Origin of the sequence: Hoyosella rhizosphaerae, from assembly GCF_014643175.1 — a bacterium.
In the GTDB taxonomy this organism is placed as follows: Bacteria; Actinomycetota; Actinomycetes; order Mycobacteriales; family Mycobacteriaceae; genus Lolliginicoccus; species Lolliginicoccus rhizosphaerae.
Map to the genome: position 1 here is coordinate 15215 of NZ_BMJH01000006.1, position 15564 is coordinate 30778.

The following is a 15564-nucleotide window of genomic DNA, read 5'->3' on the forward strand; positions in this document are numbered from 1 at the left end:
GATTTCCGACCTATCTATGCGTGGTCCGCGGTGGGTTCAACTCGCTCACCAATTACGGCTTACGAGCTGAACCCACCTGATACATCACTTGGCCTTTTCAAGGACCTCAACGAGACGCCAACGCTTGGTTGCCGACAATGGTCGGGTTTCCATGAGTTGAACGCGGTCGCCGATACCTGCGAGACCGTTTTCGTCGTGAGCCTTCACTCGACTAGTGCGCCGGATGACCTTACCGTAAAGCGGGTGCTTTACGCGATCTTCGAGCTCAACGACGATTGTCTTTTGCATTTTGTCCGAGACCACATAGCCGATGCGGGTCTTACGACGCGCCCTGGTCTCGGCCTCGGTGCTTCCTTGTGCGGCGGTTGATTCCACTGCTTTGTCCTCACTCATGCTGCGTCACCGGCCGTGTCCGCTTCTGGGCCAGTTGCTAGCCCAAGCTCGCGTTCGCGAAGCACAGTGTAGATACGCGCGATCTCTTTGCGAACTGTACTTAGCCGACGGTTGTTATCAAGCTGGCCGGTGGCCATCTGAAAACGCAGGTTAAAGAGCTCTTCCTTCGCTTCACGCACCCGGTCGATTAGCTCTTCCTGGTTGAGTTCACGAAGCTCTGCGGCTTTTGCTCCAATAGCCATCAGAACTGTCCCTCCCTCGTCACGATCCTGCATTTCATGGGGAGTTTGTGGATCGCGCGGCGTAGAGCCTCACGAGCCACCTCCTCGCTGGGGTAAGTCATTTCGAACAACACGCGACCTGGCTTGATGTTCGCGACCCACCACTCGGGAGAACCCTTACCCGAACCCATGCGGGTTTCAGCTGGCTTCTTGGTGAGTGGGCGGTCTGGGAAGATATTGATCCACACTTTGCCACCACGGCGGATGTGCCGGTTGATAGCAATACGTGCAGATTCAATCTGCCGGTTGGTCAGGTAAGCGGGCTCAAGAGCCTGGATACCGTAGTCGCCGAATACTACCTGTGTGCCGCCTTTGGCGAGACCAGAGCGCTTCGGTTTGTGCTGCTTGCGGTGCTTCACCTTGCGTGGGATCAGCATCGTCAGGCCTCCTTGTTCTGCTCACTTGACGCAGCCCCGGCGGTAGCTGTCGCATCGGCCGCCTGCTTTCCAGCGTCAGGTGCACTGGTTGCTCCCGCATTGCGGCGGGGGCGGGATGGACGCTCACGGCGGGGGCGACGGTCGTCAGCTCCTGGGACTACGACGTCGACCTCACGGCGGCCGCCGACTACGTCACCTTTGTAGATCCAGACCTTCACACCAATACGGCCGAAGGTGGTTTTCGCTTCATGCAGTCCGTAGTCGATGTCCGCACGCAGGGTGTGCAGTGGAACGCGGCCTTCACGGTAGAACTCCGAGCGCGACATTTCTGCGCCACCTAGGCGGCCAGAACACTGCACACGGATGCCCTTGACGTTCGGGTTGCGCATCGCCGACTGGATTGCTTTACGCATTGCACGGCGGAATGCCACACGGTTGGAGAGTTGCTCCGCAACGCCTTGTGCTACTAGCTGTGCATCTGAGTCAGCGTTCTTGACCTCAAGGATGTTCAGCTGCACCTGCTTTGCGGTGAGCTTCTCGAGCTGTGCGCGGATGCGGTCAGCTTCCGTTCCGCGGCGACCGATCACAATGCCCGGACGGGCGGTGTGAATGTCGACACGGACACGGTCACGTGTGCGCTCAATTTCAACCTTCGAGATACCAGCGCGCTCAAGTCCTGACTTGAGGAGCTTGCGAATCTCGACGTCTTCCTTGACGTACTCCGCGTACTGCTTGTCTGCGTACCAGCGCGACTTCCAGTCGGTGGTGATGCCGAGGCGGAAGCCATGCGGGTTGATTTTCTGGCCCACTACTGAGCTCCCTTCCTGCGGTTACGATTCCCTGTGGCCTTCGCTGGCAGGCTTTCCACCACGATCGTGATGTGGCTTGTGCGCTTGCGGATACGGAAGGCACGGCCCTGGGCACGCGGTTGGAACCGCTTCAGGGTTGGGCCTTCGTCCACAAATGCCTCCGAAACCACGAGGGTCCGCGGGTCCAGGCTCAGGTTGTTCTCCGCGTTGGCGACTGCACTGGCGAGGACCTTGGCAACGGGTTCGCTTGCGGCTTGTGGTGCGAACTTCAGCACTGTAAGTGCGTCAGCAGCGTCACGGCCGCGGATGAGATCTACGACGCGTCGTGCCTTCATAGGCGTGACGCGAACATAGCGAGCCGTCGCCCGAGCGGTCGGGTTCTCGGTCACGGTGTTGTTGTTGCTCATCGGCGCTTGCTCTTCCGGTCTTCTTTGATGTGGCTCTTGAATGTCCGGGTGGGTGCAAACTCACCGAGTTTGTGTCCAACCATGTTTTCGGAGACGAACACCGGGACATGCTTGCGACCATCATGGACTGCAAAGGTGTGACCAATGAAGTCTGGAAGGATGGTTGAGCGACGGGACCAGGTCTTTATGACCTGTTTGGTGCCCTTATCGTTCTGAACGTCCACCTTTGCGAGGAGGTGGTCATCGACGAACGGGCCTTTCTTGAGGCTGCGCGGCATCTTTCACTCCCTCCTAGCGCTTTTTGCCTGTACGGCGACGGCGAACGATCATACGATCGCTTTCCTTGCGACGACGTGTTCGGCCTTCTGGTTTACCCCATGGGCTGACTGGGTGGCGTCCACCCGAAGTCTTGCCCTCGCCACCACCATGTGGGTGGTCGACAGGGTTCATCACGACACCACGAACAGTGGGTCGCTTTCCTTTCCAACGCATACGTCCGGCTTTACCCCAGTTGATGTTGGACTGTTCGGCGTTGCCGACTTCTCCAACAGAGGCGCGGCAGCGGACGTCGACGTTGCGGATTTCACCGGAGGGCATACGCAGTTGGGCGTATGGGCCTTCCTTGGCAACAAGTTGGACTGACACACCTGCACTGCGTGCGATTTTCGCGCCGCCACCTGGGCGGAGTTCGATCGCGTGCACAACGGTACCTGTTGGAATGTTGCGCAGTGGCAGGTTGTTGCCTGGTTTGATGTCGGCGGTGGGCCCTGATTCGACGATGTCGCCTTGCTTAAGCTTGGCAGGCGCGATGATGTAGCGCTTTTCGCCATCGAGGTAATGCAGGAGCGCGATGCGGGCGGTGCGGTTCGGGTCGTACTCAATGTGTGCGACCTTGGCGTTCACACCGTCTTTGTCTGCTCGACGGAAGTCGATGACGCGGTATGCACGCTTGTGTCCGCCGCCCTTGTGGCGGGTTGTGATTCGTCCGTGTGCGTTACGGCCTCCACGACCGTGCAGCGGGCGAACCAGTGACTTTTCCGGTGTTGATCTGGTGATCTCGGCGAAGTCAGCCACACTTGCGCCCCGGCGGCCCGGGGTTGTGGGCTTGTACTTACGGATTGCCATGAGTCTCTCGTCCTCTTTTTTTCGTCAGTTCCGGTCAGCGAGCGTCAGCTAGGCGACCGGACCTCCGAAGAGCTCGATGGGCTTGCTGTCGGCCGTCAGGGTGACGAATGCGCGCTTGGTGTTCTTGCGCTTTCCAAACCCGAAACGGGTCCGCTTCTTCTTGCCCTGTCGGTTGGCGGTATTGACGCTCACTACCTTCACGCCGAAGATTTTCTCGATGGCGATCTTGATCTGCGTCTTGTTCGCACCTGGGTGGACGATGAAGGTGTAAGTACCTTCCTCGATCAGCCCATATGACTTCTCGGAAATCACCGGCGCGAGGATAATGTCGCGTGGATCGGTGAGTGTCTGCGAGACGTTCACTTGGACTCCTCCCCTGCTGTCGCAGCGCCCGTACGGGATGCGATGAACGTGTTCAGTGCCTCAACAGTGAAGATCACGTCGTCGCTGTACAGCACGTCGTAGGTGTTGAGCTGATCCGGCGCGATGGGGTGCACGTTGTCGAGGTTGTTCACACTCTGCCACGCAGTGATGTCTTCACGTCCTACGACAAGAAGAAGGTTCCTGCGCTCGGACAGTTGTCCGAGGAAGCTTTGTGCTGCCTTCGTCGACGGCTTCTGTCCTGGAACCAGTTCGGTGATGACCTGGATGCGCTCGTTCTGTGCGCGGTCGGACAGTGCACTACGCAGTGCTCCCGCAATCATTTTCTTGGGGGTGCGCTGGCTGTAGTCACGTGGCTTGGGGCCGTGGACCGTTCCGCCACCAACGAACTGAGGGGCACGAGTCGAGCCTTGGCGTGCGCGGCCAGTTCCTTTTTGACGGTAAGGCTTCCTGCCACCACCGCTAACCTCGGCACGCGTCTTCGTCGAGTGCGTACCCTGACGAGCTGCGGCGAGCTGTGCGACGACAACCTGGTGCATAAGCGCCTTGTTGATACGTGCGTCGAACAGTTCAGCCGGTAGGTCAACAGTGCCAGCAGTGGCACCGTCTGGCCCGCGCACATCGAGTGTGAGCTTGGTGGTTGTGGCGTTTGTTGCGCTGGTCATAATCACTCGCCACCCTTCACTGCAGACTTGACAACTACGAGTCCGCCCTTGCGCCCAGGGATCGCTCCCTTGATGAGCAGGAGGCCCGACTCAGTGTCAACCTTGTGAACCTTGAGGTTCTGGGTTGTCACCTTTTCGTTGCCCATTCGTCCGGCCATCCGCATGCCCTTGAATACGCGACCTGGGGTTGCGCAGCCACCGATGGAACCTGGGCGACGGTGAACCGCCTGGGTACCGTGCGATGCACCTTGACCGCGGAATCCGTGTCGCTTCATGACACCGGCGAAACCTTTTCCTCGGCTGATACCGGTGACGTCAACAACGGAGCCGTCGACAAAAGCGTCAGCGGTGATTTCCTGCCCGATCTCGTACTGTGACGGGTCGCCAACGCGAATTTCGACGATGTGACGTCGAGGTGTCACGCCTGCCTTGTTGAACTGCCCTGCTACGGGCTTGGTTACTTTTCGTGGGTCAATTGCACCGTAAGCGAGTACGACGGCGTTATATCCGTCGCGCTCCTCGGTTCGCAGCCCGGTAACAACGCACGGCCCGGCCTTAACGACGGTAACTGGAACAACGCGGTTCCGGTCGTCGAAGACCTGAGTCATGCCGAGCTTGCTGCCCAGGATGCCCTTGATCTTTGCTTCATTCTGCTTAGCCATCGGTCCTGTCTCCGCCGCGGTCACTGAATATTGACGTCGACACTGGCCGGAAGGTCGATGCGCATAAGCGCGTCGACCGTCTTCGGCGTCGGGTCGAGGATGTCAATAAGGCGCTTGTGAGTGCGCATCTCGAAGTGCTCGCGCGAGTCCTTGTACTTGTGCGGCGAGCGGATGACGCAGTATACGTTTTTCTCGGTCGGCAACGGCACCGGGCCGACGACCCGTGCACCCGTTCGGGTTACGGTCTCAACGATTTTCCGCGCTGACGCGTCAATCGCCTCATGGTCGTAGGCCTTGAGCCTGATGCGGATCTTTTGTCCCGCCACGCTTGTGTCCTTTTCCTTGCCGCTGTCGCTGTGGCCATATCAGCCACACCTTCGATGTTGTGACCGTTTCAGCCACCCCTTCGATGCTTGAACGAGGCATTTCGGGCGCCTCGCCCAAACGGCCATGACCAGGATGGTCGCAGCCTGCAACGGGACTAAAGTCCAATCCGCCGCCGCTGTTCACCTGTCATGGTTCTCCGATCCACGCGGTCGGGCGTGTCGCCCTCCCACTTTTTACGCGACCCTTTATAAGAGTCGCGAGGTAGATCAGATGCACCCCGGAGGGCACGAGTCCTGAATTTGCTATTTCCTACCCTTCGCCACGCAGCCGAACGTGCCTTAGACACGCTTTAGCCGCCCGAAGATCTCACATGGTACATGAGGGGCAGAAGTCGTTTACGCCCCCACCTGGGAACTTGCTCAAAAGAGAAAGTACCCGGTGAAGGCAACCTGAACAGTATGCCTTAAAACTACGTTGAGGCCAAATCAGTATGCGAAGTGCCTACCACTGGCGCATTCCGGGGCACGCCAGGCCACCCCAACCCCTTAGGCGCGGGCACGAACCCAGGTCGTAATTTCTGCGTGAACTACCTCATTGCCAGCCTTGTCTCGCAAAGAAACCGGCACCACAACGTCCGCCCCCGCAGAAAGCGCGGCGAAGTCAGGAACCTCGATCTCGGCGACAGCTGTCAGCCCAGTAGGCGCCTTCCTCAAGTAGCTCACCTGCATTCCCTTAGGAATCCACTGATGAGTTGGCGGCACAGTAACCTCCATCAGGACACCCATCGCCGCTTCCGCCAAGTTGCATGCGGCGATCGCATGGAACGTGCCGATGTGGTTGTGCACTCCAGGCCACTTGGGCGCACTCATTACCACCTTGCCGGGAACGGCGCTTTTTACAATCGGCACAACCGTGACGAAGTAGGGAGCCTTGATCCACACGCCTGCGGAAAAGAGTGTTCGACCAAGCACATTGCCGTTAAGGCGGTTCCACAGCGACAATGCACGTGGAGTTTTAACCGATCCAGCAGCATCAGCCGCAGGTGAATTTATGCTTTCGCTCATGGTGCGGACAGTACCGCACGCCGTTTGATGATCACCAGGACGCCGCTTCGGATCACGACTTTAGGTATTCAATGAGCAACTGATTGACAACTTCTGGCTGTTCAAGCGCCCCATAGTGACCCGCGTTCGCCACTTCTGCGTATCGCGCGTTTGGAATTGCATCGGCGACCTCTTGTGCGAGATGCGGGGGGATCAGTCGGTCATCGGCGTATCCAACAGCGAGCACAGGAACCCGTATCGCCCTGTACGCAGCGAGTCGATTCGGGAAATCGGAGAGCCCCAACTGCGCTCGAACACCTGCAGTCATAGGAACGTGGGAATACTCAATGATGGCTAGCCAATCAAGCGCTGAACTTTCATCCCTCAGCGTCGCTGGCGACAAGTTCATCATGGCGTTTACTGCCGCAAAGTAGGGCGCAGGAAGTTCAATCTGCTTGTCATAAAGCTCGCGCTCCCCCCTGGACAGCGACTTTATGAGGGGATCCATTCTTCCGTGCGCGGTGAGGCAAACAGCGCGGTCCACCAGGTCGGGGCGCGTAAGACATAACTCTTGAGTAATACGGGCACCGAGGGAAGTCCCCACCACTCGCGCCGGCACACGACCCAGGTGTTCGATCAACCCGGCAGTATCCGCGACCATGTCGTCAATAGTGAAGCCTTGAGCACATTCGCTACTCGGCAGAACTCCACGGTTCTCGAAGGTTGCAACACTAAACCCGGCGGCAACGAGTGCCGGAACTTGGTACATCTCCCAGACCCGACCAGGGCTGCCCGTTCCCATCACCATCACAACAAGCGGCCCATGTCCATGGAGTCGGTAGTTGAGGGTAATGCCATTTACTGTGACGCTAGACATTGTCACCTTTCTTCACAGGGTTCCCATCACATTAAGCGGGTAACGTTGCTCTTGCGCGATACGATATGTCCGTTGCCTGTTCGATCAAATATCTGCGCAGCGGGGGTTTGTTTAGGCAACGATGGGCGGCAATGCGCGTCGACGTGGGTTAACACCGCTTGACTGGCAGAAGTCTGGGCCGTCGGTGCTCGATGATAGGTCCGACCGCCTCGCCACACAGTGTGGGAAACTAATGCCACACCTGACGTAGTAACAGGAGTTTGAATGCGCTCATCGCCGGAGACCGCGGTGCTTGTCGACGATGTTGTAAAAACCTTCGGTGATGTGACGGCGCTGAGCGGCATCAGCTTCTCCGTCCCGAAGGGCACCGTGCTCGGTGTTCTCGGCCCCAACGGTGCAGGAAAAACCACAACGGTTAGCATCCTGTCCACTTTGCAGCGGCCCGACTTCGGTCGAGCGTTCGTCGCAGGCTTTGACGTGGTTGAGCAGGCAGCTGATGTTCGTCGATCAATCATGTTGACTGGCCAATATGCAGCTCTCGACGAAACGCTGACTGGACGAGAGAACCTCCACCTGTTCGGGCGTCTCATGGGCCTGAGTCGCAACGACTCCCGAGCACGAGCACAACAACTCCTCGAAGCATTCGACCTTGTCCATGCGGGCAATCGTCGCGTAGGTGGATACTCCGGCGGTATGCGTCGGCGCATCGATATTGCGTGTGGACTAGTGACTCGACCCGAAGTTGTGTTCCTCGACGAGCCGACCACGGGATTGGACCCCCGGAGTCGACAATCGGTGTGGTCGCTCGTTCAAGCGTTGAAGGACGAAGGCATCACTGTGTTGCTGACAACGCAGTACCTCGAGGAAGCCGACATCCTGAGCGACAACATCATCGTTATCGACAAGGGCACCGTGATCGCCGAGGGCACAGCGGACCAGTTGAAGGAACGAACCGGCGGAACATACTGCGAGGTCGTTCCTCTAAATCCGACTCAACTGCCGAAAATCCAAGCGTTGCTCGCCGACTTGTACCCAGCTGACGCTCCCCTGCCCGAAATCGGGACCGATGCAGACCGAATCTCCATTCCTGCTACTGACGGTCCCGCCACATTGAGTGAAGTATTGCGGCGCCTCGACATCGAGAATATTCAACTCGCGGATGTCGCCCTTCGCCGCCCGTCCCTCGACGACGTTTTCCTCGCACTCACCGGCCACGGCAGCACGAAAGCCGTGACGCCATGACTGTTGGAACAATTTCACTGCCGCTCGAAAACACAAGCACTGCGAACGTGAAGCCGTCCGCAGTCGGGCAATGGGCTGCACTCAACGGACGTACGGTCCGGGAAATGTCCCGCAACGGCGACTTTATCGTCGCAATCCTCACGCCGGCCTTGTTCACCCTCGCCTACTACGTTCCGCTTCGAAAAATGATGGAAACGGCGACGTATTTCGGCGGCGGCGGCTTGTCCAACTACGGACAGTTCGTTGTGCCGCTAATTGCGCTCGGCGCCGTAGCGCTAACGATGACGCAAGCCGCGTTGCGAGCCGCAAAAGACGCCCGCGACGGCATCACCAAGCGACTGTCGACGATGCCGATACCACGCACAGTCCCCCTAGCCGCACGAATGTCAGCGAATATGGTGCGGTCAGTTGTCACGCTTGCCGCAGCGATGACTTTTGGGCACATCATCAATTTCCGGTTCGAGGGATCACTGGCCGAAACGGTCGGCTTCATCGCATTTGCGTTTCTTATCAGTCTTGCGCTGATGCTCGGCGCGGATGCGCTTGGCACACTGACTGAAAATCCTCGCGCAGTCACTCAGGCCCTGACGTTGCCCACCCTGATTTTTGGAATGATGTCTACCGGGTTTATTCCTGAGTCCGGTTTCCCCGAGTTTGTTCGGCCGTTTGTTCGCAACCAACCGGTGTCGCTATTTACCGAAGCGCTCAGGGCGCTCGCCGATGGCACGACGTCAATTCAGGTGATGGTCCCAGCGCTAATTTGGGGGTTTGTCATCCTTGTCCTATTCGGCGCACTCGCGATCTGGGCTAGCGCCCGAAGGAGATGAGTGACCTGTGAGCACTGCTACCCCCCAAACGACACCACGGAAGTCACCCGCAGTCCTGTTCCCTGAGTTGACTCATACGCGCAAAGAGTCCTCACTCGTTGCATTGCCCCGCCAGAGTTTGCTCATGGCGAAGCGTTCGCTATTGATCTGGTCACGCGACCCACTCACGATGGTGCAGGCCGTTGCGTATCCGGCAATCATGCTGCTAATGCTTCGACTCGTCATGGGCGACACAATCGAACGGTTCTCGGGCCAACCAGCAGTCTTCCGCTTCGCGCCTCTGATGGCACTTGTTGCTGCGATGGTCGGTGCGCTCGCCGGAGTTGTGTTGGTGATTCAGGAGCGCGAAAAGGGCATTCTGGGCCGCTACTGGACCCTCCCCATCCACCGCGCGGCAGACCTCATTGGGCGACTACTCGCCGAGAGCGTCCGAATCGTATTCACCACTTTGCTTATCATTCTGGTGGCACTCCCCCTCGGGTTGACGTTCACCAGCGTCTCCTCGTTCTTTGCCTTTGTTGCCATCCCATTGATGTTTGGAATTGGTTTTGCAACCCTGGCCACCGCCGCCGCATTAGCTACGACGAGCCAAGCCTTGGTCTCCGCGCTGAGCCTGTTCATCATGTTCGGGATGTTCTTCAGTTCAGGGTTCACAGACCCACAGGCATTCCCGGCCTGGGCGCGTCCATTTGTCGAAAACCAGCCAATTACACACGCCGTGGACACAATGCGCGCACTTGCCACTGGCGGTGACGTCGCAACTCCGCTCATGATGAGCGCGCTGTGGTCGGTCGGCTTTGTGGTGGTCTTCGCCGTGCCCGCAATTTGGGGCTACCGAAGGTCAGCGTCTAGCTAACCGCGCGATCGCCACCGGGGTGTACACGGTGCTCCCCGGTGCGGCGTAGTGCTGACCAGGAGAATCGGTCCGCGTCCGCATCGTACTTGGGCCCCAAGCTGCTATGTAGATGCTGCGCATTCGCCACACAGCCGCCCAGCTTGCTATCAATGAGGCTGGTTAACATTATCGGCAATCGACTCAGACCGAGTAGTTGAAGTTTCCCTGAAGCGATTTCGGCGCAGAGAACTTACGAGAGTTTCAAGCTACGGCAATCTACCTACGACCTGGGGATTTCCGGAGTTGAGCGGATTTCACATCGAAGCTGCCGTACGCCAAGACACAACATTGTCGGGCTTCACTTCGGGGGACTGCTTGACTCTAGTTGTCCCGCAGGTTCGTTCTTCGAATATTTGAATGACCACCCGTGACAACGCGTCACTTCTCGGCGCAGTATGTTCGGGAATATCTGTGCAGTCATCGGTCATCAACTGTGACAACATCGAGCGCAACCGCATTGCGACTAATTGGGGTTTCGCCCGGTCATCGCGCATCGTGTCTAGTGCTACCGCCAGTAATTCAATGGTCTCGTCGCTCAGTCCGTACCGCTTCAGCCCACTACGAAACACCTCAGTCGATGTATTTGAAGTAGTCACGCTCGCTGGCGCCTGGCCGTGATTTTCGGTGTGAGCGGATTCGGCAGCGCGAGCCATGCGGACAGGTAGGTGTCTGTGAAAGTTCAGCGGCGCCGCTTCCTTCTTCACTCGCTAACCTACCTTGCTGTCGGGTCAACATCCGGACACACGCTGCGCACTGCATCCTCAGTCCGCCTGTGGTTCTTGCACATTTCGTCTCTGACCACGCTAGCGGTAGAAGCTAACGACAAAGGCTGTTCTAATGCACGAACGGATTACGATCCGACCACCTTCCGTTATCGTTGCTCGAAAACGAAACGTCGACGAACGGACGTCACCTGGCGAAATCCGTAGGAGATCGCACAAAAACACCAGCTCAAGCAGCAATGCAGAGGCAATGCGGTGCAACCTCACGCTTGTCGTTTGGTTGCGTCTCGTTCGTCAAGAAGTGCATCGATCTGGTTGTGCACTGCGCTCTTGACCTGATCCCGCACCGCGCGCAGCAGTTCTTTGTCGTCCTGCCGACCTTTCCAGTCGCTGGTCTGGATTGGTTTGCCGAAGGAAAAGTACAAACGCTGCGGACGTGGCAGAGGTGTCGGGCCGATTCCTCGGACCAGCGGCCATACGATGTCCCATCGGCCGCCTCGGCTTTCGACAAGCTTGCGAAGCGGTGCGAATACTGGGTGGTCCGCATCAAGAATTATGTCGTAAAAATCGTCCGCCCCAACGGCCCCAAAAGGGACGATCGGGCATCCCGCCTCGATCGCAAGGCTGACGAATCCTAGTCTTTCTTTCCAGATCAGCTTGTATTTTTCGTTTTTGCGCTTGGCTACTTCACGGCCCCCACCAGGGTATAGAAGCACGGCTTCGCCCTCAGCGAGTAGCGAGCGACAATTGTCGCGAGTACCGCGTATTGCGCCATACCGGGTCAGTACGTCACGCCAGCCTGGGACCGCGTAGTGGGCGTTATCGGCGACCCCGCGCACAAAGCGCCCTGAACTGCGGTGGATCTCGTCGATCATGAAGGGCATGTCTAAGGCGAAGAGACCGTGATTTCCGACGAGCATCACCGCACCACTTGCAGGGATATTTTCGACCCCCCGCATCACGGGGCTGGTGAGCATTCGCAAGGGGGCAAGCGCGGACCGCAGGAGGGCTAGTTCCAGGCCACTTGGCTGGAAGTTCTCATGGCCTTCAGCAGCGTGTGGATCTGACATAACCAAAATCTACCGTGCTGCGCTTGCCCTCGACCAAAATCGATCTGCGCAAGTCGTCGAAACGGGCTGTTTTAGGCCGGTTTAGTTGACCTGCCCAGATAGATTTCCACAGGGCGATAGGCCTACAGCCCGTAAGATTTGCTGCAGGGCGAGCCGAGGAGTCAGAGCAATGGCTGAGCAGGTTGACGACCACTTCGTAGCGTCGCTGTCAGCCATGGTGCCCACCGCGCCAGGTGACCCGAAACTTTCCACGCAGGCGCTGCTTGAACTTTTTGACTCGCAACTCGGAAGTCGCCACCTCGACTTGGCCGCTCGACAGCTCCGCAGCGAGGGCACAGGGTTCTACACAATCGGATCAGCTGGGCATGAAGGAAATGCGGCCGTTGCCAGAGCCGCGCGACCAACTGATCCGGCGTTGCTGCACTACAGATCAGGCGCGTTCTTCCTTGAGCGTGCTCGAAAAGTAGGCGGTAGCGACCCGTTAAGAGACGTTCTTCTCGGGATTGTTGCAGCTGCGGCGGAGCCCATCGCAGGTGGACGGCACAAGGTGTTTGGCCGACGCGACCTCAACATCATTCCGCAAACCTCAACCATCGCATCCCATATGCCCCGTTCACTCGGTGTAGCCTTCGCGATCGGCCGAGCCGCAAAACTCAAGGCTGAAACTCCGTGGCCGTCGGATGCGGTGGTGATTAGCAGTTTCGGGGATGCCTCTGCGAATCACTCGACGGCACTCGGCGCTATCAATGCGGCAATGCACACCTCCTACCAAAATGTCCCCATGCCACTGCTTTTTGTCTGCGAGGACAACGGCATCGGAATCAGCACACCAACCCCGCAGGGTTGGTGTGCATCCAGCTTTGGTGGCCGAAAGGGATTGGAGTACTTCAACGCAGATGGCACCGACGTAGCGGATAGCTACAGTGCCGCCTCATCGGCGCTTGAGTGGGTCCGAACGCATCGCCGACCAGCATTCCTGCACCTGAGCATGGTGCGGCTCATGGGCCATGCTGGGTCCGACTACGAACCGGCGTATCGCACCGCCCATCAGATTGATTCAGACCTAGCGCGCGATCCGCTCCTCAAGACGGCGCAGCTACTCGTGGAGCACGCAGGTACCAGCCCGAACGAAATCCTCAATCTGTACGAGAGCAAGCGAAGCGAGGTGCTGCGCCTAACCAAGGAAGTCAGTACCGCCCCGCAGCTCTCAACCGCGGACGACGTAATGCGACCGCTAACGGCAGCATCAGATGAGTGCGCCGAAGCTACTCCCCCTCCCGCCCAGAGTTCTCAGAATGAGGAGGTGCTGACTGTCGCGCAAGCAATAAACCGGGCACTCGCCGACATACTCACGCAGTACCCGGAATCCATCGTCTTTGGTGAGGATGTCGCGCGAAAAGGCGGTGTTTACGGAGTGACGCGCGGCCTTTTGAAGCAATTCGGTTCAGCGCGAGTGTTCGACACCATCCTCGACGAGCAGACGATTCTCGGGGTTGCGCTGGGAACTGGACTCGCTGGCCTACTGCCGCTCCCTGAGATTCAGTATCTCGCGTATGTGCACAACGCGGCTGACCAGATTCGTGGCGAAGGTGCCACGCTGCAGTTCTTCTCGAAGCGGCAGTACCGCAATCCGATGGTGGTGCGTATCGCGGCTTTTGGCTATCAAAAGGGGTTCGGCGGGCATTTCCACAACGACAACGCGATCGGCGCGCTGCGTGACATCCCCGGCCTGGTCATTGCTTCGCCGTCGCGGCCAGATGATGCTGCCGCGATGCTCCGCACTTGTGCTACAGCCGCAAAAACCGCAGGCACGGTCTGTGTATTCCTGGAACCGATTGCGCTGTATCACACACGGGACTTGTATGACGCCGCCGACGGCGGATGGCTCGCGAAATACCCAGAGGAGCACGTGCCAGTGGGGCAAGCGCGCACATACGGCACTGGATCCGACCTGACGATCTTGACGTTCGGTAACGGGTTACGCATGAGTTTGCGCGCCACACCGCGCCTTGCCGATGCAGGGATTGACTGCCGCGTAGTAGATCTCCGCTGGCTAGCACCACTGCCCGCACGTGACATCCTCCGCGAGGTGCACGCAACCGGCCGGGTGCTCGTGGTTGACGAGACCCGACGTAGCGGAGGCGTCAGCGAGGCCGTCCTCACGTTGCTTGTCGATAGCGGGTTCAAGGGGCCGCTACGCCGGGTGACGAGCAAAGATAGTTTCATCCCGCTCGGCGATGCGGCCGCCCACGTCTTACTGTCACAAACCGACGTAGAAACCGCTGCTATCGAACTAGTGCAGGCCTCGCACTGAGCCCCTAGCGGCCCAGTGCGTTGGCAACCCGGCTCAACGCGTCCGCGGATGTCATCTCCCAGTGCGTGGCGTCGATGTGGATATTCGATATGGTGCCGCTTACCGCTTCGTTCCACGATTCAGCTGCGAGATGCACGTCGTCGCGGCCTTTTGTAGCGGTGAAGAACAGTAGGTCGCCGTTAAATTGACGCGGACGGTACCGCCTCATGGCATTTGCTGACGACTCCGCAACCGCTATCAGCCGCAGCATCGCCTCGCGTGACACCGGAACTTGCCCGTCGACGGCGTCAATCAGTTCAGCCACTGAACCAATGCCATTACTAGACGGTTCCCCGATTTCTGTCGCTACCCCGAAGCCACCGAGCACATCGGCGACCGTTACTTCATCGGCCTCGGCGTCCTTGCCGGTTTCACCAGCAAATGAGTCCAGCATTGCGAGAAGTTCCACTGACTCGCCTGCTTCTTGCAACTGCACTGCTACTGCGTGCGCAATAACACCGCCGAGGGACCAGCCGAGAAGTCGATAGGGGCCTTCTGGCTGCACTTTTCTGATCTCGTTGACATAGTGCGCAGCGAGGTCATCGATCGATTCCACCTTGGTCGCTCTGGGGTCGTCAGTTGTCGCTGCTGGCGACTGAACTCCATATATCGGAGAACCTTCGGGGAGTAGTGAACCGAGCCCGGTGTAGCACCAGGCGAGCCCGACGATGGGATGGATTGCAAATAGTGGCGCACCGTCACCACCCGGTCGGATTGGGTAGATCACCGACAGTGGATCGGCTGCCTCACCCGAGCTGCTGTCGATGTTCGCTGCAAGTTCTGCGACTGAATCAGATAGCAACACGGTGCGCAGTTCGACTGGTTTGGCTACTGCTTCGGTGAGCATTCCTACTACTCGCACTGCCAGCAGCGAGTTGCCACCGAGGCGGAGGAAACTGTCGTTTCGACCCACTTGGTCAACACCGAGTGCGCGGGCGAGAACGTCAGCGACGAGCTGTTCGGTACCCGTTTCGGGTGCCACGTAGTCGGTTGTGGCGCCGGTTCCGGGTTCAGGTAGTGCTGCGCGGTCGAGTTTGCCGTTCGCTGTCAACGGCAACGCCCCCAACACCACCACCACCGACGGCACCATATGCACCGGCAAATGCAC

At 58.6% G+C, this 15564-nt stretch carries 20 protein-coding genes; 4 read left to right on the top strand and 16 right to left on the bottom strand.

What is annotated here, in order from left to right; translation table 11 throughout:
* Window positions 1-84: 84 nt before the first annotated feature.
* The 13 genes from rpsQ to IEW73_RS16345 all read right to left on the bottom strand — a co-directional run bounded on the left by rpsQ (window position 85) and on the right by IEW73_RS16345 (window position 7347).
* Window positions 85-393, bottom strand: coding sequence for a 30S ribosomal protein S17 (gene rpsQ / locus IEW73_RS16285; RefSeq protein ID WP_188677908.1), 309 nt, complete (start codon window positions 391-393; stop codon window positions 85-87).
* Window positions 390-635 (bottom strand): 50S ribosomal protein L29, encoded by a 246-nt coding sequence (rpmC, locus tag IEW73_RS16290; protein ID WP_188677911.1) that lies wholly within the window; start codon window positions 633-635, stop codon window positions 390-392. The genes rpsQ and rpmC overlap by 4 nt, the downstream gene beginning before the upstream one ends.
* Window positions 635-1051, bottom strand: a complete 417-nt coding sequence (gene rplP / locus IEW73_RS16295) for a 50S ribosomal protein L16 (RefSeq protein WP_188677914.1) — start codon at window positions 1049-1051, stop codon at window positions 635-637. The genes rpmC and rplP overlap by 1 nt, the downstream gene beginning before the upstream one ends.
* 2 nt (window positions 1052-1053) lie before the next feature.
* The gene (gene rpsC, locus IEW73_RS16300) at window positions 1054-1860 is read right to left on the bottom strand and encodes a 30S ribosomal protein S3 (RefSeq protein WP_188677917.1); all 807 of its coding nucleotides are present in this window, start codon (window positions 1858-1860) and stop codon (window positions 1054-1056) included.
* Window positions 1860-2267 carry a 50S ribosomal protein L22 gene (gene rplV / locus IEW73_RS16305; protein WP_188677926.1) on the bottom strand — a complete coding sequence of 136 codons (408 nt, stop codon included), beginning with the start codon at window positions 2265-2267 and terminating at the stop codon, window positions 1860-1862. Before rplV ends, rpsC begins: the two co-directional genes overlap by 1 nt.
* Entirely contained in the window at window positions 2264-2545 is a 282-nt protein-coding gene (rpsS, locus tag IEW73_RS16310) for a 30S ribosomal protein S19 (protein ID WP_188677929.1), read from the bottom strand. Before rpsS ends, rplV begins: the two co-directional genes overlap by 4 nt.
* Before the next feature lie 13 nt (window positions 2546-2558).
* Window positions 2559-3392, bottom strand: a complete 834-nt coding sequence (gene rplB / locus IEW73_RS16315) for a 50S ribosomal protein L2 (protein ID WP_188677932.1) — start codon at window positions 3390-3392, stop codon at window positions 2559-2561.
* Window positions 3393-3440: 48 nt separating this feature from the next.
* Window positions 3441-3755: a 50S ribosomal protein L23 gene (gene rplW, locus IEW73_RS16320; protein ID WP_188677935.1), complete on the bottom strand. Its 315-nt coding sequence runs from the start codon at window positions 3753-3755 to the stop codon at window positions 3441-3443.
* Window positions 3752-4438, bottom strand: a complete 687-nt coding sequence (gene rplD / locus IEW73_RS16325; RefSeq protein WP_188677938.1) for a 50S ribosomal protein L4 — start codon at window positions 4436-4438, stop codon at window positions 3752-3754. The genes rplW and rplD overlap by 4 nt, the downstream gene beginning before the upstream one ends.
* 2 nt (window positions 4439-4440) lie before the next feature.
* Complete coding sequence (rplC, locus tag IEW73_RS16330) at window positions 4441-5100, bottom strand: 50S ribosomal protein L3 (protein ID WP_188677942.1); 660 nt, start codon at window positions 5098-5100, stop codon at window positions 4441-4443.
* A gap of 20 nt (window positions 5101-5120) precedes the next feature.
* The gene (gene rpsJ, locus IEW73_RS16335; RefSeq protein WP_003938093.1) at window positions 5121-5426 is read right to left on the bottom strand and encodes a 30S ribosomal protein S10; all 306 of its coding nucleotides are present in this window, start codon (window positions 5424-5426) and stop codon (window positions 5121-5123) included.
* A gap of 546 nt (window positions 5427-5972) precedes the next feature.
* Window positions 5973-6491, bottom strand: a complete 519-nt coding sequence (locus IEW73_RS16340; protein WP_188677945.1) for a hotdog fold domain-containing protein — start codon at window positions 6489-6491, stop codon at window positions 5973-5975.
* A gap of 52 nt (window positions 6492-6543) precedes the next feature.
* On the bottom strand, window positions 6544-7347 hold the full coding sequence (locus IEW73_RS16345; RefSeq protein ID WP_188677948.1) for an alpha/beta fold hydrolase: 804 nt from the start codon (window positions 7345-7347) through the stop codon (window positions 6544-6546).
* A 264-nt stretch (window positions 7348-7611) separates the two neighbouring features.
* Here IEW73_RS16345 and IEW73_RS16350 point away from each other — a divergent pair, with 264 nt between their 5' ends.
* From IEW73_RS16350 to IEW73_RS16360, 3 genes are read left to right on the top strand one after another with little or no spacing between them, the layout of a single operon-like run.
* Window positions 7612-8589, top strand: coding sequence for an ATP-binding cassette domain-containing protein (locus tag IEW73_RS16350; protein ID WP_188677963.1), 978 nt, complete (start codon window positions 7612-7614; stop codon window positions 8587-8589).
* Window positions 8586-9416, top strand: coding sequence for an ABC transporter permease (locus IEW73_RS16355; protein WP_188677967.1), 831 nt, complete (start codon window positions 8586-8588; stop codon window positions 9414-9416). The genes IEW73_RS16350 and IEW73_RS16355 overlap by 4 nt, the downstream gene beginning before the upstream one ends.
* A gap of 7 nt (window positions 9417-9423) precedes the next feature.
* On the top strand, window positions 9424-10272 hold the full coding sequence (locus IEW73_RS16360; RefSeq protein ID WP_188677970.1) for an ABC transporter permease: 849 nt from the start codon (window positions 9424-9426) through the stop codon (window positions 10270-10272).
* Window positions 10273-10565: 293 nt separating this feature from the next.
* Here IEW73_RS16360 and IEW73_RS16365 read toward each other — a convergent pair whose 3' ends face one another.
* Together IEW73_RS16365 and IEW73_RS16370 are read right to left on the bottom strand one after the other, a co-directional pair.
* Window positions 10566-10907 (bottom strand): hypothetical protein, encoded by a 342-nt coding sequence (locus IEW73_RS16365; RefSeq protein WP_188677972.1) that lies wholly within the window; start codon window positions 10905-10907, stop codon window positions 10566-10568.
* 389 nt (window positions 10908-11296) lie between these two features.
* A complete protein-coding gene (locus tag IEW73_RS16370; protein ID WP_188677975.1) occupies window positions 11297-12103 on the bottom strand; it encodes a lysophospholipid acyltransferase family protein in 807 nt (268 codons plus the stop codon).
* 169 nt (window positions 12104-12272) lie between these two features.
* Here IEW73_RS16370 and IEW73_RS16375 point away from each other — a divergent pair, with 169 nt between their 5' ends.
* Window positions 12273-14417 carry a thiamine pyrophosphate-dependent enzyme gene (locus IEW73_RS16375; RefSeq protein ID WP_188677978.1) on the top strand — a complete coding sequence of 715 codons (2145 nt, stop codon included), beginning with the start codon at window positions 12273-12275 and terminating at the stop codon, window positions 14415-14417.
* 4 nt (window positions 14418-14421) lie between these two features.
* Here IEW73_RS16375 and IEW73_RS16380 read toward each other — a convergent pair.
* On the bottom strand, window positions 14422-15564 hold a 1143-nt coding region (locus IEW73_RS16380), incomplete at its 5' end, for a thioesterase domain-containing protein (protein WP_229676085.1).